Origin of the sequence: Streptomyces sp. NPDC058864 (genome assembly GCF_042742985.1) — a bacterium.
Classification (GTDB): Bacteria; Actinomycetota; Actinomycetes; order Streptomycetales; family Streptomycetaceae; genus Actinacidiphila.
In genome coordinates this window covers 133,037-154,091 of sequence record NZ_JBHYMQ010000004.1, presented here as the reverse complement: position 1 = coordinate 154,091, position 21,055 = coordinate 133,037, and the positions used below count along the sequence as shown (strand labels likewise).

The 21,055-nt window shown below is 73.6% G+C and carries 21 protein-coding genes; 8 read left to right on the top strand and 13 right to left on the bottom strand.

Annotated elements, in window-relative coordinates; genetic code table 11:
- Window positions 1-79: 79 nt before the first annotated feature.
- Both hemG and hemQ read left to right on the top strand, forming a co-directional pair.
- Window positions 80-1,525, top strand: a complete 1,446-nt coding sequence (hemG, locus tag ACFW3D_RS05175) for a protoporphyrinogen oxidase (protein ID WP_500501437.1) — start codon at window positions 80-82, stop codon at window positions 1,523-1,525.
- Between the two features lie 4 nt (window positions 1,526-1,529).
- Window positions 1,530-2,261, top strand: coding sequence for a hydrogen peroxide-dependent heme synthase (gene hemQ, locus ACFW3D_RS05170; protein WP_500501435.1), 732 nt, complete (start codon window positions 1,530-1,532; stop codon window positions 2,259-2,261).
- Window positions 2,262-2,506: 245 nt separating this feature from the next.
- Here the strand turns inward: hemQ and ACFW3D_RS05165 are convergent, their stop codons facing one another.
- The 5 genes from ACFW3D_RS05165 to ACFW3D_RS05145 all read right to left on the bottom strand — a co-directional run bounded on the left by ACFW3D_RS05165 (window position 2,507) and on the right by ACFW3D_RS05145 (window position 7,170).
- On the bottom strand, window positions 2,507-2,737 hold the full coding sequence (locus tag ACFW3D_RS05165) for a hypothetical protein (RefSeq protein ID WP_500501683.1): 231 nt from the start codon (window positions 2,735-2,737) through the stop codon (window positions 2,507-2,509).
- 102 nt (window positions 2,738-2,839) lie between these two features.
- The gene (locus tag ACFW3D_RS05160) at window positions 2,840-3,976 is read right to left on the bottom strand and encodes a DUF1996 domain-containing protein (RefSeq protein WP_500501433.1); all 1,137 of its coding nucleotides are present in this window, start codon (window positions 3,974-3,976) and stop codon (window positions 2,840-2,842) included.
- A 14-nt stretch (window positions 3,977-3,990) separates the two neighbouring features.
- Window positions 3,991-4,728 carry a DUF4142 domain-containing protein gene (locus ACFW3D_RS05155; protein ID WP_500501431.1) on the bottom strand — a complete coding sequence of 246 codons (738 nt, stop codon included), beginning with the start codon at window positions 4,726-4,728 and terminating at the stop codon, window positions 3,991-3,993.
- A gap of 162 nt (window positions 4,729-4,890) precedes the next feature.
- Entirely contained in the window at window positions 4,891-6,270 is a 1,380-nt protein-coding gene (locus ACFW3D_RS05150; protein WP_500501429.1) for an MbnB/TglH/ChrH family RiPP precursor modification enzyme, read from the bottom strand.
- Window positions 6,271-6,363: 93 nt separating this feature from the next.
- Window positions 6,364-7,170, bottom strand: coding sequence for an aminoacyl-tRNA hydrolase (locus tag ACFW3D_RS05145; RefSeq protein ID WP_500501427.1), 807 nt, complete (start codon window positions 7,168-7,170; stop codon window positions 6,364-6,366).
- Between ACFW3D_RS05145 and ACFW3D_RS05140 the strand changes: the two genes are divergently transcribed.
- The 3 genes from ACFW3D_RS05140 to ACFW3D_RS05130 are packed head-to-tail and all read left to right on the top strand — an operon-like array spanning window position 7,112 to window position 9,280.
- Window positions 7,112-7,786: an AIM24 family protein gene (locus ACFW3D_RS05140; protein ID WP_500501425.1), complete on the top strand. Its 675-nt coding sequence runs from the start codon at window positions 7,112-7,114 to the stop codon at window positions 7,784-7,786. The genes ACFW3D_RS05145 and ACFW3D_RS05140 overlap by 59 nt on opposite strands.
- A 1-nt stretch (window position 7,787) precedes the next feature.
- Complete coding sequence (locus tag ACFW3D_RS05135; protein ID WP_500501423.1) at window positions 7,788-8,612, top strand: ABC transporter ATP-binding protein; 825 nt, start codon at window positions 7,788-7,790, stop codon at window positions 8,610-8,612.
- Entirely contained in the window at window positions 8,609-9,280 is a 672-nt protein-coding gene (locus ACFW3D_RS05130; RefSeq protein WP_500501421.1) for an ABC transporter, read from the top strand. The genes ACFW3D_RS05135 and ACFW3D_RS05130 overlap by 4 nt, the downstream gene beginning before the upstream one ends.
- A 31-nt stretch (window positions 9,281-9,311) precedes the next feature.
- On the opposite strand, the gene ACFW3D_RS05125 is transcribed toward ACFW3D_RS05130, so the two are convergent.
- The 6 genes from ACFW3D_RS05125 to ACFW3D_RS05100 all read right to left on the bottom strand — a co-directional run bounded on the left by ACFW3D_RS05125 (window position 9,312) and on the right by ACFW3D_RS05100 (window position 15,447).
- Complete coding sequence (locus ACFW3D_RS05125; RefSeq protein ID WP_500501419.1) at window positions 9,312-9,935, bottom strand: LysE family translocator; 624 nt, start codon at window positions 9,933-9,935, stop codon at window positions 9,312-9,314.
- A 4-nt stretch (window positions 9,936-9,939) separates the two neighbouring features.
- Window positions 9,940-12,021 (bottom strand): spermine/spermidine synthase domain-containing protein, encoded by a 2,082-nt coding sequence (locus ACFW3D_RS05120; protein WP_500501417.1) that lies wholly within the window; start codon window positions 12,019-12,021, stop codon window positions 9,940-9,942.
- 98 nt (window positions 12,022-12,119) lie between these two features.
- Complete coding sequence (gene msrB, locus ACFW3D_RS05115; protein ID WP_500501415.1) at window positions 12,120-12,527, bottom strand: peptide-methionine (R)-S-oxide reductase MsrB; 408 nt, start codon at window positions 12,525-12,527, stop codon at window positions 12,120-12,122.
- A gap of 14 nt (window positions 12,528-12,541) precedes the next feature.
- The gene (gene murC / locus ACFW3D_RS05110; RefSeq protein ID WP_500501412.1) at window positions 12,542-13,933 is read right to left on the bottom strand and encodes a UDP-N-acetylmuramate--L-alanine ligase; all 1,392 of its coding nucleotides are present in this window, start codon (window positions 13,931-13,933) and stop codon (window positions 12,542-12,544) included.
- A gap of 88 nt (window positions 13,934-14,021) precedes the next feature.
- Complete coding sequence (locus ACFW3D_RS05105; RefSeq protein WP_500501410.1) at window positions 14,022-14,495, bottom strand: indole-3-glycerol phosphate synthase; 474 nt, start codon at window positions 14,493-14,495, stop codon at window positions 14,022-14,024.
- Window positions 14,496-14,688: 193 nt separating this feature from the next.
- Window positions 14,689-15,447: a pyrimidine reductase family protein gene (locus tag ACFW3D_RS05100; RefSeq protein WP_500501408.1), complete on the bottom strand. Its 759-nt coding sequence runs from the start codon at window positions 15,445-15,447 to the stop codon at window positions 14,689-14,691.
- A gap of 86 nt (window positions 15,448-15,533) precedes the next feature.
- On the opposite strand from ACFW3D_RS05100, the gene zapE reads away from it, so the two are divergent.
- The 3 genes from zapE (at window position 15,534) to ACFW3D_RS05085 (ending at window position 19,109) form a co-directional block, all read left to right on the top strand.
- The gene (zapE, locus tag ACFW3D_RS05095; protein WP_500501406.1) at window positions 15,534-16,640 is read left to right on the top strand and encodes a cell division protein ZapE; all 1,107 of its coding nucleotides are present in this window, start codon (window positions 15,534-15,536) and stop codon (window positions 16,638-16,640) included.
- A gap of 145 nt (window positions 16,641-16,785) precedes the next feature.
- Window positions 16,786-18,165, top strand: coding sequence for an alkaline phosphatase PhoX (locus ACFW3D_RS05090; RefSeq protein WP_500501403.1), 1,380 nt, complete (start codon window positions 16,786-16,788; stop codon window positions 18,163-18,165).
- A 65-nt stretch (window positions 18,166-18,230) separates the two neighbouring features.
- Window positions 18,231-19,109 (top strand): PPK2 family polyphosphate kinase, encoded by an 879-nt coding sequence (locus ACFW3D_RS05085; RefSeq protein WP_500501401.1) that lies wholly within the window; start codon window positions 18,231-18,233, stop codon window positions 19,107-19,109.
- A 21-nt stretch (window positions 19,110-19,130) separates the two neighbouring features.
- Here ACFW3D_RS05085 and ACFW3D_RS05080 read toward each other — a convergent pair whose 3' ends face one another.
- Both ACFW3D_RS05080 and treZ read right to left on the bottom strand, forming a co-directional pair.
- Window positions 19,131-19,268, bottom strand: a complete 138-nt coding sequence (locus ACFW3D_RS05080; RefSeq protein WP_431967014.1) for a hypothetical protein — start codon at window positions 19,266-19,268, stop codon at window positions 19,131-19,133.
- A gap of 13 nt (window positions 19,269-19,281) precedes the next feature.
- Entirely contained in the window at window positions 19,282-21,039 is a 1,758-nt protein-coding gene (treZ, locus tag ACFW3D_RS05075) for a malto-oligosyltrehalose trehalohydrolase (RefSeq protein ID WP_500501399.1), read from the bottom strand.
- Between the last annotated feature and the right edge of the window lie 16 nt (window positions 21,040-21,055).

Genomic DNA, 21,055 nt, shown 5'->3' with positions numbered 1-21,055 from the left:
GGCACAGGGCGGGTTTCGGGTCCGTGATCCCGAAGAGGTCACGGTTAGGGCTCGTTCCGGCGTCTGAGACAGTGGAGGCATGAGCAATACGCAGCCCCTGGCCGGGCATGTGGTGGTCGTGGGCGGCGGGGTCTCCGGACTCGCCGCGGCGCATTTCCTGCTGGAGGGCGGGGCGGCACGGGTGACCGTGCTTGAGTCGTCCGGGCGCCTGGGCGGGAAGCTGTACGCGGACGAGATCGCGGGCGTCCCGGTCGACCTGGGCGCCGAGTCGATGCTGGCGCGCCGCCCGGAGGCGGTCGACCTGGCCCGCGCGGTCGGCCTCGGCGACGACCTGGAGGCGCCCGCCACGACGAACGCGGGTCTGTGGACCCGCGGCCGGCTGCGCCCCATGCCCAAGGGCGGCGTGATGGGTGTCCCCGGTGACCTCGGCGCGCTCGCCGCCTCCGGTGTGCTGTCGGCGGCCGGCCTCGCGCGGCTGCCGCTCGACCACGTCCTGCCCCGCACCAAGGTCGGCGAGGACGTGGCGGTGGGCGCCTTCGTCGCCGCCCGGCTGGGCCACGAGGTCGTCGACCGGCTCGTCGACCCGCTGCTCGGCGGGGTGTACGCGGGCAACGCGTACGAGATCTCGCTGCGCGCCGCCATCCCGCAGCTGTACGAGGGCGCGCGCGCCGGCCGCTCCCTGATCGAGACCGTCCGCGAGAGCCAGCGCAAGGCCGCCGCCGCCCGGCAGGACGGCCCTGTCTTCGCCGGTATCCGCGGAGGCGTCGGACGGCTCCCCGTCGCCGTCGCCGAGGCCTGCCGCGCCGCCGGGGCCCGCATCGAGACCGACGCCCCGGTCCGGACGCTGCGCCGCACCCCGGACGGCTGGGAGGTCGCCTTCGACCACGACGGCACCCGCGAGACGCTGGCCGCGGACGCGGTCGTGCTCGCCGTGCCCGCCCCGGCCGCGTCCAAGCTGCTGGCCGCGGAGTCACCGGGCGCCGCCGCGGAGCTGTCGGCGGTCGAGTACGCGAGCGTCGCCCTGGTCACGATGGCCTTCCGGCGCCGCGAGATCGCCCACACGCTGCCCGGCAGCGGTTTCCTCGTGCCCCCGGTGGACGGGCGCACCATCAAGGCGTCCACGTTCTCCAGCCAGAAGTGGCACTGGAGCGGCACCGCCGACTCCGACGTCCACGTGCTGCGGACCTCGATCGGCCGGCACGGCCAGGAGGCCGACCTCGCCTGGGACGACACCGACCTCGTCCGTCTCTCCCGCGAGGACCTCGGCGAGGCCGTCGGGCTCACCGCGGCCCCCGTCGCGGCCCGTGTCACCCGCTGGGAGGCGGGTCTGCCGCAGTACCCGGTCGGCCACCTCGCCCGGGTCGCGCGGCTGCGCGAGCACGTCGCGAAGCTGCCCGGCCTCGAGGTGTGCGGCGCCCTCTACGAGGGTGTGGGCATCCCGGCCTGCGTCGCGAGCGCGCGCGGCGCCGCCACGCAGGTCCTGGGCACCCTGCGGCGGGCCGCGGAACCCGGCGCGGGACAATAGCCCCATGACCGACTCCACTGCTTCCGCCGCCCCCGCCAAGGCCCCCAACGCCGGCAAGAAGGCCAAGGACCTCAACGAGGTCATCCGCTACACCCTCTGGTCGGTGTTCCGGCTGCGCGACGTCCTCCCCGACGACCGCACCCGCTACGCGGAGGAGGTGGAGGAGCTCTTCGCGCAGCTCGCCGAGAAGGACGTCACGGTCCGCGGCACGTACGACCTGTCCGGGCTGCGCGCCGACGCGGACGTCATGATCTGGTGGCACTCCGAGACCTCCGACGCCCTCCAGGACGCGTACAACCTCTTCCGCCGCACCCTGCTGGGGCGGAACCTGGAGCCCGTCTGGTCCAACATGGCCCTGCACCGCCCGGCGGAGTTCAACAAGAGCCACATCCCCGCCTTCCTCGCCGACGAGACGGCCCGTGACTACGTCTCCGTCTACCCCTTCGTCCGCTCCTACGACTGGTACCTCCTCCCCGACGAGGACCGCCGCCGCATGCTCGCCGACCACGGCAAGATGGCGCGGGGCTACCCGGACGTGCGGGCGAACACGGTGGCGTCGTTCTCGCTGGGCGACTACGAGTGGATCCTCGCGTTCGAGGCGGACGAGTTGCACCGCATCGTGGACCTGATGCGGCATCTGCGGGCTTCCGAGGCGCGTATGCACGTCCGTGAAGAGGTGCCGTTCTACACCGGTCGCCGCAAGTCGGTGGCGGATCTGGTGGCGGGTCTGGCCTGAGACCGGGTCCTGCGGGAGGCGTCGGCTCAGGGCCGCGCGAAGCGCCGGGTCGGGGAGGGCGGCGGGGCCCCGGACGGCGAGGGCGCGCAGCAGATCCCGGCCGGCGGGGCTGGGCGTCGTCGCGGCGGCGAGCACGACCAGGATGAGGGCGGAGGCCGCGCGGGCCTCGCGGATGCCGGTGGAGACGGCGTGCGCCGTGCGCATCGCGGGGACGGGAGCCTGACCCTCGGGGCCGGTGGCGGCGATCAGGGAGCGCGCTCCGGGGCGTCCCGGCCGTCGGGGTCCTCGACCGTCGCCCAGCCCGTCCTGGCGAGCGGCAGCCGGCGTTCGCGCCCCATCGTGACCATCGTCGGCTCGGTCACCCGGCGTGGCCCGCCGGCGAGGAAGGCCATCTCGTACAGCCCGAGCGCGTGGTCGGCGGCCGGCGCGGCGGCCCCGTCAGGCGGATCGGCCGCGGCGACCGCCGTCCTGCACAGGCATGTGCAGGAGGCGATCGCCGCGGCCCGGGCCCCGAGGGGGAAGAGCGTCCACAGGGGGGAGTTGTGGCAGCCCCCCGCGGGGTCGCGCGGGCTGCCGCGTCAGCCGCAGTTGCGGTTGCCGTTGATGCAGCTGACGACCTGGTTCATCAGGCGCGTCGGCATGAAGTTGGCGAAGTCCGCGTGGTCCGTGACCGGCTTGTGCAGCTGCTCGGGGAAGGTGTCGAGCGCGAAGTTCGGGCCCTGCGGGACCTTGTAGGTGAGCCGCATCTTCAGCTGGGGCACGGCCTTGAAGCCGGCCTGGCACCGTCCCGCGCCGTCGGGGAAGACGACGTGCGTGCGGTGGTTGGCGCTGTCGGCGTTGGTCCCGTCCCAGCAGCTGGGGAAGTTCAGGGTGCGGACCACGCGGCTGCCCTGCGGGCACAGCGGGTACTTGTCGGTGAGCTGGCGGTTCTCGAAGCCGGTGCAGCTCCACGATGCCTTGGCGTTGGCGACGCCGTTGGTGAAGGACTTGGCGTCACCCATGATGATTCGCATCGTGGACGGCATCGCCGTCACCTTGGAGGTGGGGCTGCCGCCGAAGACCAGCTGCACCGACGTCGCCTGCAGGATGGTGCCGGTGTTGCCGTCGGCGTCCGGCGCGTCGTTGGCGGAGCGGGTGCGCAGCACCGGCCAGAAGTACGTCGACTTGTCCCCGCGGGCGCAGGTGGTGCCGGCCGCGGCCAGGGACTCGTTGGTTGAGAAGCCGTCGGTGCTCAGGTTGCCGACGTAGTCGTGGACGTGGTGCGCGCCGTTGGCGACGCCGGGGGCCACGATGAAGTTGTCGGGGTTGTGGTGCTTGTTCTCGTTGCGGCCGCAGCGTGCCGTGAACGTGCCGCGCGAGGCGCCTCGCTGGTTCGCCGCCCGCTGGACGTTCGGCGTGACCGAGCGGATGTCGGCGAAGTCCTCGGGGGCGGGGCCGTTGGTCTGCGTGCCGCCGCCGGCGGGCGCGGACGCCGAGGCCGACGCGGAGGGGGCCGCGGAGCCGTTCTGGCCCCCGTTGTCCGCCTTGGTGCTGTTCCCCGGGCTCGGGCTCTGCCAGCCGCCCGAGTGGCCGGAGTTGGACCGCCAGTGGGCCGAGGCCGATCCGGTGACCAGGGCGAAGGTGCCGCCGGAGCCGAGCAGTGCCAGCACGGCTATCAGCACGAGTTGCTTGGTGCTCAACCTGCGCCGGTGGTTCATGTGTTGTCGTGTGGGCATGGGATCGCTCTTTTCTACTGCGACGGCTGGGGGGATGAGGCCGCTGGGGGAAGCGAGTACGTCGGGGACGGGGTGACGATGAAGGTCGGCTCACCGGGACCCGGCGAGACCGGCACCGCCGCGGCGGGGTTGGTGGGGCTGGCGGTCGTGTCGACCGCGACCTGCTCGAAGTTGACCAGCCCGGTCTTCTCCAGAACGGTGATGTGGTCGAGCACCGTCGCGTTCGCCTGGTCGGCCAGTTCCCTTACCAGCGAATTGCGGGTGGTGGCGCGTACCTGGGCCACGACCGAGAAGACCTGTCCGTGGGCGAGCCTCAGGATGTTCGCGAATTTCTGGTCGAAGTCCTGTCCACTCGCCGCGGACATGGTGGCGAGAAAGCCCATTTGCTGCTGTGTGGGCTGATTGGGCAGGGTGATGCCCAATTGGGGTGCGATCGTGCGGCACGTGGCGTCGAGGTTCGTGTGCCCGTCGATCAGGTGCTGCCCCGCGCGCTTGACGGCGGGTGTCGTCCCCTTCTGCAGGCCCATCTGCCCGGCGGGGAACTCCCACAGGCCGGCCAGTCGGACCTTGGTGACGAACGTGCGGTCCAGCTGGGTGAGCGGACCGTACTGCGTGGACACGGTCTGGGCGCCGGCCGCGGTCACGGCCGGGCTGTTCAGCCCGGACATGACGGGGTAGGCCAGTGCGGCGAGGGTGACCACGAGAGCCCCGACCACGAGGCTGAGTCCGGTGGCGTAACGGGTGGATCGCATGGGACCGCACGTTAGTGCGTTTGAACCGTCCAAGGCGAGGAACTGTCACGTATTCGCGAATTCCAGGAATCGGGGCCCGGACCTTGATACGTTGTTGCCTTTTCGCGCCCGACGGGCCCCGCCGCCATTCTTGCCGCAGGTCGGAGGCCTCTTGGAAAAAGATTATGGCAGCTTTGAACGGAGCGTGTCCCGCATACGTATGAATACGTGTGAGGGCTGTCGAGGCGCCGCGAAAACCCTTCCGCGCAGCCGTGACCGCCGGGCCGGGAGCGGTGCCGGGCCCGACCGTTCCCGCCACCACGAGGCCAACTGCCGGGTGACCGCGGGGTCGTGCGTACCGCCCGGGCCGTCGAGCACGTACGCGGCGAAGTCCAGTGCGTCGCGTCGGTAGCCGCCCGTCAGCGGCCGCGCGGCGGCGTAGCGCAGGAACGCCGGCCGGTACGCGGGCCCCAGGATCCCGGGCAGTTCCGGTGCCACCTTGGCGACGACGCCGGCGCGCTTCGCGGCGAGGGCGCGGCTCTGCACGCCGATGCGGGTCCGGTCGAAGCCCTCCGGCACCGGCGTCCCGGCCACGAGCGCGGACAGCAACGCGGTCTGCCGCAGCGCCAGGCGCTGACGGGCCGCCCCGGACGCCGCGGTGAACCCGGACGGCACGGCGGGCGCGGCCGGCGGCACGACCGGCGGGGCGTCCGGGCCCCCGCCCGTACCGGCGTCCACCACGCGGCGTATCGCGGCCAGTTCACCGGCCAGCTCGTCGTCCGCGGGGAAGTCCTCGTCCCGCTCCAGCAGCACGCCGGGCGGGCAGGCCCGTTCGTACAGCGCCGCCAGCACGTCCAGGACGGCATCGGGGACGGGGTGCGCGTGGCTGTCGTGCCACACGCCGTCCTTCTCGACACCGCCCGCCACGTGGACGTAGGCGATGGCGTGCACCGGCAGCGCGTCGAGCGCCGCGAGGGGGTCCTCGCCGCGGTTGACGTGGTTCGTGTGCAGGTTGGCGACGTCGATCAGCAGACGTACCCCGGTGCGCTCGACGAGTTCGGCGAGGAAGGCCCCCTCGCTCATCTCCTCGTCCGGCCAGGCCACCAGCGCTGCGATGTTCTCCAGCGCGAGCGGCACCGGCAGCGCGTCCTGCGCGATGCGCACGTGCTCGCACAGGACGTCCAGCGCGTCCCGCGTCCGCGGCACGGGCAGCAGGTGCCCCGCCTCCAGGCGCGCCGATCCCGTGAGATCCCCGCCGCCGCGGACGAAGGCGATGTGCTCGGTGACCAGGGGCGCGCCCAGTGCCTCCGCGCGCTGCGCGAGCGCGGCCAGCCGGTCCGCGCCGGGCCGCTCGGCGCCCCCGAGGCCGAGCGAGACACCGTGCGGGACGACCGTGACACCGCGCTCGCGCAGCCGCAGCAGGGAGTCGGGGAGATGCCCGGGGCAGACGTTCTCGGCGACCGCCTCGACCCAGTTGACGCGGCCGGCCTCCGCGAGCGCCTCGACGGCCGCCGCGATCTCCGGCCGCCAGCCGATGCCCGTGCCCAGATACGAGTGCTCCATGCGCCCCCCTTCCTCCTGCCGGGGTTCTGGCCCGGCGCGGGGCCGGTGAACCCCATGGGGGCGGGTTTCAGAGCTTGATTTGAGCTTGGGGCCTCAGCGGCGCAGCGCGGGATGGTCCGCCACGACGGTGCACGAGCCCGGGGCGATCTCGGTGAACCCCGCGTCCCGCACCACGGGCAGCCCGGAGCCGGTGAGCGCCTCCCAGCCGGCCTGCGGCGCCGTGCGCACCGCCAGCGGGAAACCGGTGTCGCGCCAGTGCGCGCGCTCGGCGGGGGACAGCGCGAGCCAGGCGAGCTGGGCGCCGTGCCCGGCCTGCGCCATGGCCTTGCCGGCCGACATCTGCACCCCCGGGTTGAGCCAGAGCACCGGCGTCCCGGGCTCAGGCGCGGCGGACGGTTCCGGGTCCTCCAGTTCCGTCCCGGACACCTGCAGCCGTGCCAGGTCCTTGGGCCAGCCGTCCAGCGGCACCGGCGGGAAGACGCGGACCTCGGCGGACTTGCCGGTGACCGTGATGCCCGGCAGAGTCCCGGCCCGCCGCCACTCCGCGCCGCGTGCCCGCCGCACGACCTTGCGGATGCGGGCGTCCTCCCAGCCCCGTACCGCCTCGGCCCACTCCCCGTCCGCCGTGGTGGCGCGCTCGTCGGAGCGCAGCAGGAGCACGGCACGGGCGGCCGTCTCCAGCGCGTCGGTACGCGCCGGCGGGGCGGCCCGCTCGATGCGGACGACCAGGGGGAGGACGAACTGGGGTGCGGCGTCGCGAGGATCGGTTGTCACCTCGACAGTCTGCCACCCGCCCCGAAAGAGCTTGTCGGAGCCGATCCCTCCGGGCCAGGATGCCGGGGTGCACAGCGACCTCTTCGCGACCGAGAACACGGCGCAGCCGGCCACCGAGCCCGGCATGACCCTCCAGAACGCCAAGTCGATCAAGTACGCGGTGAACGGCGAGTGCCTGGCGCGCCAGGGCTCGATGATCGCCTTCCGCGGCAACCTGCAGTTCGAGGTGAAGGGCCAGGGCGTCGGCAAGTTCCTCAAGCGCGCCTTCACCGGCGAGGGGCTGCCGCTGATGTCGGTCCGCGGCCAGGGCGAGGCCTGGTTCGCGCACGAGGCCGCCAACTGCTTCGTCGTCGACCTCGACCCCGGCGACAGCCTCACCATCAACGGCCGCAACGTCCTGGTCTTCGACCCGACGCTCTCCTACGAGATAAAGGTCGTGAAGGGCGCGGGCATGACCGGCGGCGGCCTGTTCAACAGCGTCTTCACCGGGCACGGCCGCCTCGGCGTCATGTGCGAGGGCAACCCGATCGTCATCCCGGTCACCCCGCAGGCCCCGGTGTACGTCGACACCGACGCGGTCGTCGGCTGGAGCGCCCAGCTGCAGACCTCCCTGCACCGCTCGCAGAGCTTCGGCTCGATGCTGCGCGGCGGCTCCGGCGAGGCCGTGCAGCTGATGCTGCAGGGCGAGGGCTTCGTCATCGTCCGGCCGAGCGAGTCCACGCCCCACCAGCCGTCCAACTGACGTGCGTCTGGAGGCGGTCGGCCGCCGGTACGGGGCGCGCGGGTCCTGGGTGCTGCGCGGCGTCGACCTCGACGTGCCCGGGGGACAGGTGCTGCGCGTCGAGGGGGCGAACGGCAGCGGAAAGTCCACGGTCCTGCGGATCCTCGCCGGCATCGACCGCCCCACCACGGGCCGGGTCAGCGGGCGCCCGCGCACCGCGTACGTGCCCGAGCGGTTCCCGCCGGCGCTGCCCTTCGACGCGCACGGCTACCTCGTCCACCTCGGGCGGGTGCACGGGCTCGGCGGCCGCACGGCCGCCCGGCGGGCTGCCGAGTGGCTGGAGTGCTTCGGTATCGCCGGGTACGCCAGGACCCCGCTCGCCGAGCTGTCCAAGGGCACCTGCCAGAAGGTGGCGGTCGCGCAGGCACTGGTCGCCGAGCCGGAACTCCTCGTCCTCGACGAGGCGTGGACCGGGCTCGACCGGGACGCGCGCACCGTCCTCGACGACGCGGTGCGCGCCCGCAGCGCCGCCGGCGGCACCGTCGTCTTCGTCGACCACGACCCGCGCCGGCTGGCCGCCGACACCACGGCGGCCCACCGCGTGCAGGACGCCCGGCTGGTGCCGGTGCCCCTGGACGCCGACGCGGGGCCGCGCGTCGTCATCGAGGCCACCGGAGGCGGGGAGCCGCCGGCCGGCCTCGCGTACGGGCCCGCCGCGCCCGGCACGCTGCGGGTGACCGTCCCGGCCGCGGAGTCCGACGCCGTCCTGCGGCGGCTGCTCGCCGCCGCCCCGCCCTGGCACATCCGCGCGGTCCGCCCCGCGCAGCCGCCCACGGAGCCCTCATGACCGCGGCGCTGCACTACCGGACCGCGCTGCTGCTGCGGTCCTTCCGCTGGCTGGCGCCGCTGCTGCTGTACCTGGCGGTCATGGGGATCGGCCTCGCCGGGGGACCGCAGCCGCTGCTGGACTCCCTCGGCTGGAGCGCCGCCGCGCTGCTCCCGGCCGCGGCCTGGCTGGTGAGGGTCAGCGTGACGGCCGAGCCGCCGGCCGCCCGCGCCTGCGTGGCGGCCGCCACCGGTCCGGGGCGGGCCCACACGGCGGGCGTCCTGGCGGCGCTGCTGTGCTCGGTGGTGCTGGGCGCCGCCGCGACCGCCGTGGTGACGGGCATCGCCGACCCGCACACCACGGACCACCTGAAGGCCGTCCCGGTCGTCCCGGCGGCCGTGGCCGGGCTCCTCGCCACCCTGGTGACCGCGCTCCTCGGCACCGCCGTCGGCGCCCTCACCAACCCCCCGGTGCTGCTCCGCCCCGGATGGGCGGTGCCCGTCACCGCGCTCACCGCGGTCCTGGTCCTCGTGGCCGCCGGATCGCCCGCCAACGCGGCGGTCACCGGGCTCGTCACCGGTTCCCGCACGGGCGCCGTCCCGTTCCCGCTGGTACCGCTCCTGTCGGCGGCGCTCGCCGCCGCGGGCGCCACCTGGCTCGCGGCGGTGCTCAGCGCCCGCCGGGGGTGAGGGGGCAAGGGGCGCCGGCGCGGGGCGTTCTTCACCCCTCCAGCGCCATCCGGACGCCGAGCGCCACGAGCACGCCGCCGGACACCGCCTCCAGACGGCGGCGCACCGCGGCGCGGCTGAACACCGACCTCAGGCGGTCGACGAACCAGACGTACGCCCCGTAGTAGCCGACCTCGTACACCGCCCACAGCGCCGCGAGCCCCACCATCACGGGCAGCTGCGGTGCGCCGGAGGGCACGAACTGCGGCAGGAACGACATCGCGAAGACCGCCGCCTTGGGATTGGCCAGGTTCATCCCGAGCCCGGCGCGGTAGGCCGCCCACGGGGTCACCGTCACGTCCTCACCCGCCGCGGCCCGCTCGGGGTCCGGGCCGCGGCGGGCGGCACGCAGCGCCTGGACGCCGAACCAGACCAGGACGGCGGCGCCGACGATCCGTACGACGTCGTAGGCGAGCTGTGAGGCCGCGAGGAGCGCGGTGAGTCCGAACGCGGCGCACAGGCCCCAGACGAACACACCGGTCTCGTTGCCGAGGACGGTCGCGAAGCCGGCACGGCGGCTGCGCAGGGAGTGCCTGATGATCAGTACGGTGCTCGGCCCGGGGGCCGCGGCGACGAGGGTGCAGGCACCGAGGAAGGGCAGCAGGACGCTCAGCATCCCGTCATGGTGCCGCCGCGGGGCCCTCGCGCACCAGCCGGTTTCCCTGCGCCGCCAGGTCCTGTCCGCCCTTCCCGCCCCTCCCGGCGTCGTCGGCGCCGTTCCCTGGGCCGCTTCCGCCGGACAGCCGCATCGCGATGCAGGCCCCGGCGTACAGCACGGCCACCAGGATCAGCAGCGCCCGGTAGCCGGTGAGCAGCGCCAGGTACTCCAGGGTGCCCCCGGTCAGGGCGCCCAGGAGGTTGGCGCCGAAGGCGGAGGTGGGGTCCGGTGCCTGGGCGAGGCGGTCGGAGAAGATCAGGTTGGCGCAGAAGATCGGCGCGAAGGCGAGTGCGACGGCCGCCGCCAGCCGTGCCGCGAAGGGCAGTGACAGCACGGCCTGCGCCGGGACGAGCCAGCCGATCGCGAGGGTGACGAAGAGCAGGATCTGCAGTGCCGTCTGGTTGAGCCGGCGCATGCGGCGCCGCACCTCGACGGCGGCCAGCACCGCCAGCAGCACCCCGATGAAGACCAGCGCGTTCACCAGCCAGGTGGTGCCGAAGTACAGCGCGAAGCCGATGACGTTCTTCGTCTCCAGCAGCATGAAGGCCGCGCCCATCAGGAACATGTCGGTGTAGCGCAGCGTGCCGCGCAGCCGCACCCCGGCCAGCCGCACCGAGATCACGGTGACCAGCAGGATCAGACCGAGCGCGCCGAGGTAGAGGCTGGGCACGGTGCGGTTCAGCAGGTACGGGAAGGGGTGGTCGTCGTCCGCGGGCGGGGGCACCGCCCCGCTCGCCCGCCAGACCTTCCCGCAGGTCTGGTCCGCCGGCGTCAGCCCGGCCACCAGGACCGCGGCGCGCTTGCTGTACTCGGTCATGCACGGCGCGTGCCCGAAGACCTGGTCCAGGCTCCCGGCGAAACGGTCGATCAGCCATTGCTGCCGGTAGTAGTTGTACATGGCGAAGGCGCCGCCGGGTGCGAGGTGGTCCCGCGCCGACTCGAAGGCCTGCTTGGTGAAGAGGTAGCTCTCCAGCCGCAGGTTGCTCGCCCCCGACACCAGCGTCAGCGAGTCCGGCAGGGCGAGAACGACCAGGTCGTACTTGGTCTTCGTCCGCTCCAGGAAGGCCCGCCCGTCGTTGATGTGGACGTGCACCCGCGGGTTCTCGTACGGCCGCGCGGGGTGCAGCTTCGCGCCGATCTCCTGCAGCCGAGGGTCGATCTCGACGGCGTCCACGTACTGCGCCCCGTTGGCCAGCGCGACGGCGACGTCGTTGCCGTTGCCCGCCCCGATCACCAGCACCTTGCGGTGCGGATTGTCCGGGGTCTCCCGGTAGGCCTGCTCGTACGGCGAGTTGGGCTGCTGCAGCACCTTCAGCGGCGCGATGCTCTGGTGCGGCACGCCGTTCGCCGCGATCTTGTACGTCCGCGTGCTCGTGCCCGGCTCGGGGCGGGTCAGCTCGATCTTGTAGTACGGCGACCAGGACACCCCCGGCGCCAGCGACTCGACGAGCAGCGTCAGGACCATCGCCGTCAGCGGCAGCGCGTACCGCAGGACGTTCCGCCGGCCGCCGAGGACCAGCAGCGCCGCGGCGGCGATCAGCCCCCACACCAGGGAGGGCGCGCGCAGCCACGACAGCCCCGCGAACGCCACCGAGCCGGTCAGCGAGCCCAGCAGGTCCCAGCGGTACGCCTCCAGCGACGGCAGCTGCCGGAACAGATCGGCGGTGATCTTGCCGATCGCCGTCATGGCGACCGCCACCAGCAGGAAGAGCACCGGCAGTGTCACCCACTGCGGCAGTCCGGTGGTCTTCACCGCCGTGAAGTAGATGATGTCGCCGCTGCTCTGCCGCACCTGGACCGGGAACTCCCGCACCAGCACGACGAGCACGGCCAGCGGCAGCGGTGCCCACCGCTTGAGCCACTGACCGCGCTCCGCGGGGATCAGGAAGCCCAGCCCGATCCCCAGGAACGAGCCCAGCAGGATGAAGTTGGAGAAGTAGCTCAGATGGACGACGTTCGCGCCCGCCCACCGGATCAGCGCCAGTTCGACGAAGAGCATGGTGGCGCTGGCCAGCAGCAATCTGGCCCGTACGTGGTGTTCCATGCCCGGCCACGTTGCCACCCGGTGGGCGGGGAGTCGACGGACGCGCCCCGCGTGGCGCGCGAGCCCCACGCGGGGGGCCTAGCCGTCGGATTTCGTGATCAGTCCCCCGCGGGGGCCAGTCGCAGCGAGATCGAGTTGATGCAGTAGCGCTGGTCCGTCGGGGTGTCGTAGCCCTCGCCCTCGAAGACGTGGCCCAGGTGCGATCCGCAGCGGGAGCAGCGGACCTCCGTGCGGACCATGCCCATCGAGCGGTCCTCGATCAGCTCGACGGCCTTGCTGTCCTTCGGGTCGTAGAAGGACGGCCAGCCGCAGTGCGACTCGAACTTGGTGTCCGAGGCGAACAGTTCGGCGCCGCAGGCGCGGCACGAGTAGACGCCGCGGGTCTTGGTGTCGGTGTACTCACCCACGAAGGGAGCCTCCGTGCCCGCCCGGCGCAGGACCGCGTACTCCTGCGGCGTCAGCTCCTGACGCCACTGCTCCTCGGACTTGTCGACTTCGTACGCCATGGTCCTCCCTCTCCTCAGTTCTCGAGGCGCGCGAGGATGCGCGGACCGAGATCGGTCACGTCGCCCGCGCCCATGGTGAGAACAAGGTCACCGGGCTTGGCCATTCCGGCGATGACCTCGGGGATCGCGTCCTTGTCGTGCTCCGCGGCGACGTCGGCGCCCGCGGCGGTGGCCGCGTCGACGATCAGGTCGCTGGTGATGCCGGGGATCGGGTCCTCGCGGGCCGGGTAGATGTCCAGCACCACGGAGGCGTCGGCCAGCGCGAGGGCCCGGCCCATCTCCAGGCCCAGCTCCTGGGTGCGGCTGAACAGGTGCGGCTGGAAGACCACGACGATGCGCCGGTCGCCCGCCGCCTCGCGCAGGGCCTGCAGGTCGGCGGTCATCTCGGTGGGGTGGTGCGCGTAGGAGTCGATGACCTGGACACCCGCGGCGGTGCCCTTCAGCTGCAGCCGGCGCTTCACGCCGGTGTAGGTGCCGAGGGCCTTGGCCAGGCCGTCCGCCGGGACGCCCAGCGCGACGCCCGCGGCGAGGGCGGCGACCGCGTTGTGGGCGTAGTGCCGGCCGGGCACGGAGACGGTGAAGGTGTGCTCCTCGCCGCCGAGGCGGACGGTGACCTCGCTGGACATCCCGTGCGGGGCGACCCGCAGGATCCGTACGTCGGCCTCCTCGTCCTCGCCGACGCGCACGACGTCCAGCCCCTCGCGGCCCGCCACCCGGACGGCCAGCTCCCGCGCCCCGGAGTGCTCGCCGACGATCAGGGTGCCGCCCGGGACGATCTTGCCGACGAAGACCTCGAACGACTCGTGGACCTCCTCCATCGACGCGTAGTTCGCGTGGTGGTCGAGCTCCACGTTCAGCACGATCGCCACCTCGGGGTCGTACTTCTGGAAGCTGCGGTCGCTCTCGTCCGCCTCCGCCACGAAGATGTCGCCGGTGCCGTGGTGGGCGTTGGAGCCGGGCGCGTCCAGGTCGCCGCCGATGGCGTACGACGGGTCCAGGCCCAGCGCGGACAGGCTCACCGCGAGCATGGAGGTGGTGGTGGTCTTGCCGTGCGTGCCGGCCACCGCGATCGGGCGCGAGCCGCCCATCAGCGCCGCCAGCGCGTCCGAGCGGTGCACCACCGGGATGCCGCGCCCGCGGGCCGCGGCCAGCTCCGGGTTGTCGTCACGGATGGCGCTGGAGACGACCACGCAGCTCGCCTCCGGAGCGAGGTGGGCCGCGGAGTGACCGATGTGGACGGTCGCGCCCAGCTCGCGCAGCGCCTCCGCCGTGTCCGAGTCCTTCGCGTCGCTGCCCGCGACGGCCGCTCCGCGCTGGGTCAGGATCTTCGCGATGCCCGACATCCCGGCCCCGCCGATCCCGATGAAGTGCGGTCGGTCCATGCCGGGGGGAAGGGTGGGGCTCATGCGCGGTGCTCCCTGGAACTCACGGGGTCGGTTGTCGGCCGCTCCCGATTCTTCCACCAGTCGGGGACACGGCGTCCGCTCGGTGCGCTCAGTCCTCCGCGTTGTGCGCGAACAGCTTCAGCACCGGTACGCCGACCTTGTGCCGGGCCCGGGAGGTCCAGTCGCGGTGGAAGAACTCCTCCACCAGGTGCGGGGCGGTCAGCACGATCACCTCGTCGGCACGGGTCTGCTCGACGACCGACCTCATCAGCTCGATCGGATGCCGCTCGACCACCTCGCCCACCGCCTCGCAGCCCGCCTCGCGCAGCGCGGTCAGGCTGTGGTTCAGCGCGCGCTCGGCCGGCATGAGCGCCTGGTCGCCCTCCGGGCGGTCGCGCTCGTGGACGGCCTTGTCCAGCTCACCGAGGGCGACGTCGTCGATCGCCCGCAGCAGCCGGTCCTGGTCGCCGCGGGGCTGCATGAGGACGACGAAGGAGACGGGCTCGTCACCGTGGAGCGTGGTCACCAGTTCCACGTCGGCGGGGACGAGCGGCTGCTCGATCATGAGTACGGTCGTGAACACGGACGCGTCCTTCTCTCTCGCGGGCCGTCGGGCCTGCCACGGAAACCATCCTGCCCCGTCGGGGCGCGGGGCACGCGGGGTCATCTGTTCCCGCGCCGTGGCACGCGGACGTGCGCCGGGCGGGCGATCGGCGCCATCCGGGTGAGCGGGCGGCGCGGGGCGGCGGCGGCCGGTCCCGGTCGTGCCGGGGCGGTCAGCCGCGTACGTAGCGGGTGAACAGGAAGCCGTCCTCCTCCAGGATCGACAGCGGGCTGTAACGGGCGGGGTCGGGGATGCGGGGGCCGTTCATGATGCGCATGGCGTCCCCGGCGGTCAGCAGCGGCGCGATCGTCAGGCACAGCTCGTCGACCACCCCGGCGGCGGCGAACTGGGCGAGCAGCCGCGGGCCGCCCTCGGTCAGCATCCGGCGCAGCCCGAGCGCGGCGAGCTCGCGCACCACACGGGCCGGCTCCACGCCCGTGCCCGAGCCGGCCCGGACGACCCGCGCCCCCGCCTTCCCGGCCGCCGCGACCCGGTCGGCCGGGGCGTCCTCGCCGGTCAGCAGGAGCGTCGGCACCAGCGGCTCGGTGAACAGGGGCAGTGAGAAGTCCAGGTCCAGCCGGGCGCTCACCACCGCGATCGCGGCGGCCGGGCCCTGCCCCGCCGCGGCCCGGCGGCCGGCGAAGGTCTCCCGTGCACGGGCCGGGCGGTAGCCCTCCTGCCGTACCGTCTCCGCACCGACCACCACGACGTCGGCCAGCGCCCGCAGCACCCCGAAGACCCGCATGTCGCCGTCCGAGGACAGCGGCTGGGAGCGGCCGTCGTGCCGGGCCGCGCCGTCCAGCGACGACACCATGTTCGCCCGCAGCCAGGGCGCACCGCCGGCCGGCTCCGGGTACGCGTACGTGTCGGCCAGCGCCTCCGGGCTGTCCAGGGTCTCGGCGGGTGCGGGGGCGGGGAAGAGGCGGCGCATGGCTGCAGTCTTCCACGCCCCCCACGGGGTGGGGTCGCCCACACGGCGGCGAAGGGACCTCCGGTGAGGCACTAGGCTGGAGTGCTGTGTCCTCGTCCTTCGCCGCCGCGCAAGAATCCAGCCCGATATCCGGCGGGACGCCGCCCGTGCCGCTGAGCGGACGCGAGCCGCAGGTCCCCGTGGACCGGCTGGTGGCGGAGATGGTGCCGCCGCCGCGCTTCGACACCGTACGGTTCGACAACTACATCCCGGACCCGAAGCAGCCGAGCCAGTCCGAGGCCGTCGCCACGCTGCGGGTCTTCGCGGAGGGGCTCGGCACGCCCGACGACGCCGGACGCAAGCGCTGGTTCCGGCGTCAGGCCGCACCGGCCGTCCCGGCCGGGCCCGGCGGGGTCTACCTCGACGGCGGCTACGGCGTCGGCAAGACCCATCTGCTCGCCTCGCTGTGGCACGCCACGCCCGCGCCGCGCGAGCAGAAGGCCTTCGGCACCTTCGTGGAGCTGACCAACCTCGTCGGCGCCCTCGGCTTCCGCCAGGCCGTGCAGGCGCTCAGCGGGCACCGGCTGGTCTGCATCGACGAGTTCGAACTCGACGACCCCGGCGACACCGTGCTCGTCTCGACGCTGCTCGGCAAACTGGCCGACGCCGGGGTCAGGCTGGCCGCGACCTCCAACACCCTGCCCGGCAGGCTCGGCGAGGGCCGGTTCGCGGCCGCCGACTTCATGCGCGAGATCCAGGGCCTGTCCGCCCGTTTCCGGTCGCTGCGCATCGACGGCGAGGACTACCGCCACCGCGGCCTCCCCGAAGCCCCGTCGCCGTACGCCGACGAGGAGGTCACCGCGGCCGCGGACCGCACCCCCGGCGCCTCGCTGGACGACTTCGGCGCCCTCCTCGCCCACCTCGCCCGGGTCCACCCCAGCCGCTACGGCGCGCTGTGCGACGGCGTCGAGGCGGTCTTCCTGCGCGGCGTCCGCCCGGTCGAGGACCAGGCCACGGCGCTGCGCCTGGTCGTCCTCGCGGACCGGCTCTACGACCGCGAGGTCCCCGTCATGGCCTCCGGCGAGCCCTTCGACCGGATCTTCGGCGAGGAGATGCTCGCCGGCGGCTACCGCAAGAAGTACTTCCGGGCCATCTCCCGCCTCACCGCCCTCGCCCGCGACGCCGGGCGCCTCGCCGCCCCCGACGCCTCCTGAGCCGCGCGGCCCCGGCCGCGCCCCCCGGGTACCGCGGAGCACCCTGACCGGGCGGCCGGGGGCGAGACGCCGTGTTCCCCCGCGTGCGGAGCCGTGCTAGACACACTCGGGTCAATCGCCTGTCCGCCAGCAGGGAGAGTGACCCATGTCCGTGACCAGACGTCAGATCATCGCGGGGACCGGCGCGTTGGGCGCCGGGATCGCCTTCGCCGGAAGCGTCTCGGAGGTGTTCGCCGGTACGGCGTTCGCCGCGGGAGCCGGCGGGTACGGCCCGCTCGTGCCCGATCCCGACGGCCTCCTCGACCTCCCCCGGGGATTCCGCTACCGCGTGCTGTCCCGCCAGGGCGACGCACTGAGCTCCGGAGAGGGACCGGTGCCGGGGAACTTCGACGGCATGGCCGCGTTCCCCACCCGGGGCGGCGACGGGGTGCGCCTCGTCCGCAACCACGAGAACCGCGCCACCGCCACCGCCCCCGTCCCCCTGGTCGACGGGCTGGTCTACGACCCCGGGGCCAAGGGCGGCTGCACCGTCCTCGCGCTCGACCGGCGCGGCGCGGTCACCTCGGAACGGGTGGCCATCGCCGGTACCGCAGTGAACTGCGCGGGTGGACCGACCCCGTGGCATACCTGGCTGACCTGCGAGGAGAACGAGGACAAGGCCGGTACCGGCGGCTATGCCAAGGACCACGGCTTCATCTTCGAGGTGGACCCCCACGACCCCCGGAGCACGGGTGCCGAGCCGCTGACGGCCATGGGCCGCTTCCAGCACGAGGCCATCGCCGTCGACCCCCGCGACGGCACGGTGTACGAGACGGAGGACGCCTTCCAGGCGCCCTTCGGCATGTTCTACCGCTTCCACCCGCGCAAGCCTCTCGGCGGGCGCGGCTCCCTGCGGGCCGGCGGCACCCTGGAGGCCATGCGCGTGCCGGGTGTCCCCGACCTGTCGGCGGTGCAGGAGACCGGTGCCTGCTTCGACGGGATCGAATGGGTGCGCGTGCCGGATCCCCTGGCGAAGGAGACCCCGCTGCGGCAGCAGGACTTCGGTCCCCGCGGGATCACGCACGCCCAGAAACTGGAGGGCTGCTACTGGGGCGGCACCAGCGTCTACTTCGTCTCCAGCTTCGCACGCGCCGCCGAGGGCTCGGCGGCCACCCACTTCGGCCAGGTCTGGCGCTACGACCCGGCCAGGCGGCGGCTGACCCTTGTCGTGGTCTTTGGGCCCGCGACCGACGTCCAGCTGCCGGGCGAGTCCCCGGACAACATCGCGCTCGCCCCGCAGGGCGGCCTGATGGTCTGCGAGGACGGCGAGGGCGCCCAGCACGTCTACGGCGTCTCCCGGCGCGGCGAGGTGTACGCGATGGCGCGCGGCCGCCAGAACATCGGCACCGCCGACGCCCCCGAATGGGGCGAGTTCGCCGGCGTCACCTTCGCGCCGGACGGCCGGACCATGTACGTGAACTGCTACAACCCCGGGACCACCTTCGCCGTCACGGGCCCCTGGGGCCGCGCTGGCGGCCACGGCTGATCCGTCGCACCATCGGACCAACCACCCAGGCGCCCGCGCGGGCCGTCGTCACGGAGGGAGGCGCGGTGGCGAGGAACAGCCCGAAGTCCGGATCCGGCAGTACCGCAGGGCTGCGCGCGAAGCTGCGCGTCCCGTCGGGCGGCGGCCCCGTACGCCTGCGGTCGCACGACCCGCGCGCCACACCGGGCGGTCCGGCGGGCAAGACCGAGGCGCTGGAGGGCGTGCCGTACGCGAGGGACCGGATCACGGCGCTGCAGGAGCGGCTCTTCGCGCAGAGCACGGCCGGCGACCCGCGTTCCGTCCTCGTCGTCCTCCAGGGCATGGACACCTCGGGCAAGGGCGGCTCGGTGCGGCACCTGGCGAGTCTGCTCGACCCCGCGGGCTGCCGCATCACCGCCTTCAAGGCGCCCACGGCGGAGGAGAAGGCCCACCACTTCCTCCGGCGCATCGAACGCGCCCTGCCCGGCCCCGGGCGGATAGGCGTCTTCGACCGCTCCCACTACGAGGACGTCCTCGTGCCCCGGGTCCGCGGGCGTGCGCCGCGCTCGGTGTGGGAGGAGCGCTGCGAGACCATCAACTCCTTCGAGGCCTCGCTCGCCGACGACGGCGTCAGCGTCGTCAAGGTCTTCCTGCACATCAGCCGGGACGAGCAGCGCACCCGCCTGCTGGCCCGGCTGGACAACCCATGCAAGCACTGGAAGTTCGGTCCCGCCGACCTGGAGGACCGGGCGAGGTGGGCCTCCTACCAGGAGGCGTACGAGGACGTGCTCGGCCGCTGCTCCACGGAGGCCGCGCCCTGGTACGTCGTCCCCGCGGACCGCAAGTGGTACCGGAACTGGGCCGTCGGGCGGCTGCTGATGGAGCACCTCGACCTGATCGACCCGGTGTGCCCGCCCGCGTCCTTCGACGTCGAGGCGGCCCGCAAGCTGCTGCTGGAGGAGTGACCGGCCGCCGGGCCGCGCGGCTCAGCCGCTGCAGGCCGTGCGCTGGGCCTCGTGCCAGGCGCAGACCGGGCACAGGGTCGCACCCGGTTGCGAGTCGGGGTACTCGGTCGGGTCGCCGCAGTGGACGCAGATCGCGCGGGGTTCGTCGTCGGTCGTCACCCGGTCAGGGTAATCAGCGCTCACGGAGCACGGCGACCGAGTGGCCGGGCAGGTGGAGGCAGCCGGTGCCGGTGGGCGGCGGGCAGGGGCGCCAGGAGGCGACCAGGACGTAGCCCGGAGGGTCGGCGCGGCCGGGGTGGTGGAGGGGGACCAGCGCCTCCTCGGGGGAGAAGTTGACGGCGATCCGGAAGCGCCCGCGGTCCAGCCGCAGGGTGTGCCCGCCGACGGTGACGTGGACGGCGTCCAGGGCCGGGTCGGTCAGCTCGGGCTCGGCGTGGCGCAGCGCGATCACCCGTCGGTACCAGGCGAGCAGCTCCGCGTGCGGCTCCCGGTCGGCTTCCGACCAGTCCAGGCAGGAGCGCAGCCGGGTCGCCGGGTCCTGGGGGTCGGGGATGTCCTCGGCCTTCCAGCCGTGCTCGGCGAACTCGCGGCGGCGGCCGCGGGTGATGGCGGCGGCGAGCTCGGGGTCGTCGTGGTCGGTGAAGAACTGCCAGGGCGTACGGGCACCCCACTCCTCGCCCATGAACAGCATCGGCGTGTACGGAGAGGTGAGCACGAGCGCGGCGGCCGCGGCGAGCAGCCCCGCGGGGACGCTCGCGCCGAGCCGGTCGCCGGTGGCGCGGTTGCCGATCTGGTCGTGGGTCTGGGTGTAGGCGAGGAAGCGGTGGCCCGGGGTGGTCGTCAGGTCGACCGGGCGGCCGTGGGCGCGGCCGCGGAAGCTCGAGTGGGTGCCGTCGTGGAAGAAGACCCGGCGCAGCGCCTTGGCCACGGCGGTCACCGGGGAGACGGCGAAGTCCGCGTAGTACGCCTGGGACTCACCGGTCACGGCGGTGTGCAGGGCGTGGTGGAAGTCGTCGTTCCACTGGGCGTGCACGCCCAGGCCCCCCGCCTCGCGCGGGTCGGTGGTGCGCGGGTCGTTGCGGTCGGACTCGGCGACCAGGAAGAGCGGACGGCCCACCGCGGCCGCCAGCGCGTCGACCGCGGTGGACAGTTCCTCCAGCAGGTGCACCGCGCGGGTGTCGACGAGGGCGTGGACGGCGTCGAGCCGCAGCCCGTCGAGACGGTAGTCGCGCAGCCATGCCAGGGCGCTGCCGACCAGGAAGGCGCGCACCTCGTCGGAGCCGGGGGCGTCGAGGTTCACCGCGTCGCCCCACGGGGTGTGGTGGCGGTCGGTGAAGTACGGGCCGAAGGCGGGCAGATGATTGCCCGAGGGCCCGAGGTGGTTGTGGACGACGTCCAGCACCACCCCGAGCCCGTGGCCGTGCGCGGCGTCCACGAAGCGCTTCAGTCCGTCGGGGCCGCCGTAGGGCTCGTGCACCGCCCACAGCGACACCCCCTCGTACCCCCAGCCGTGCGTGCCGGGGAACGGGCAGAGCGGCATCAGCTCGATGTGGGTGATCCCCAACCCGGCCAGGTACGGCAGGTGTTCGATCGCCGCGTCGAAGGTGCCGGCGGTGGTGAAGGTGCCGACGTGCAGCTCGTACAGGACAGCGCCCGGCAGCGGGCGACCCGCCCACTCGTGGGCCCAGGCGAACCGGTCGTGGTCGACGACCGCGCTCGGGCCCTCCGGCCCGTCCGGCTGGCGGCGGGAGCGGGGGTCGGGCCGCGGCGGGCCCTCGTCCAGCGCGAAGGCGTAGCGCGAACCGTGGGCGGCGGGCACGTCCGCCCACCACCAGCCACGCCGTTCGGGGTCGCGCTCCATGTCGTGAGCCCGGCCGTCGACCCGTACCTCCACCTCACCGGCGTCCGGTGCCCACACGTCGAAGCGCATGGGCACCATGCTGCCC

Bases quoted from the DNA above. Each gene is read 5' to 3' on its own strand.
- hemG (WP_500501437.1), top strand. From the start codon at position 80: ATGAGCAATACGCAGCCCCTGGCCGGGCATGTGGTGGTCGTGGGCGGC.
- hemQ (WP_500501435.1), top strand. From the start codon at position 1,530: ATGACCGACTCCACTGCTTCCGCCGCCCCCGCCAAGGCCCCCAACGCC.
- ACFW3D_RS05160 (WP_500501433.1), bottom strand. From the start codon at position 3,976: ATGCCCACACGACAACACATGAACCACCGGCGCAGGTTGAGCACCAAG.
- ACFW3D_RS05155 (WP_500501431.1), bottom strand. From the start codon at position 4,728: ATGCGATCCACCCGTTACGCCACCGGACTCAGCCTCGTGGTCGGGGCT.
- ACFW3D_RS05150 (WP_500501429.1), bottom strand. From the start codon at position 6,270: ATGGAGCACTCGTATCTGGGCACGGGCATCGGCTGGCGGCCGGAGATC.
- ACFW3D_RS05145 (WP_500501427.1), bottom strand. From the start codon at position 7,170: ATGCCGGGCTCGGTGGCCGGCTGCGCCGTGTTCTCGGTCGCGAAGAGG.
- ACFW3D_RS05130 (WP_500501421.1), top strand. From the start codon at position 8,609: ATGACCGCGGCGCTGCACTACCGGACCGCGCTGCTGCTGCGGTCCTTC.
- ACFW3D_RS05125 (WP_500501419.1), bottom strand. From the start codon at position 9,935: ATGCTGAGCGTCCTGCTGCCCTTCCTCGGTGCCTGCACCCTCGTCGCC.
- ACFW3D_RS05120 (WP_500501417.1), bottom strand. From the start codon at position 12,021: ATGGAACACCACGTACGGGCCAGATTGCTGCTGGCCAGCGCCACCATG.
- msrB (WP_500501415.1), bottom strand. From the start codon at position 12,527: ATGGCGTACGAAGTCGACAAGTCCGAGGAGCAGTGGCGTCAGGAGCTG.
- murC (WP_500501412.1), bottom strand. From the start codon at position 13,933: ATGAGCCCCACCCTTCCCCCCGGCATGGACCGACCGCACTTCATCGGG.
- ACFW3D_RS05100 (WP_500501408.1), bottom strand. From the start codon at position 15,447: ATGCGCCGCCTCTTCCCCGCCCCCGCACCCGCCGAGACCCTGGACAGC.
- ACFW3D_RS05090 (WP_500501403.1), top strand. From the start codon at position 16,786: ATGTCCGTGACCAGACGTCAGATCATCGCGGGGACCGGCGCGTTGGGC.
- treZ (WP_500501399.1), bottom strand. From the start codon at position 21,039: ATGCGCTTCGACGTGTGGGCACCGGACGCCGGTGAGGTGGAGGTACGG.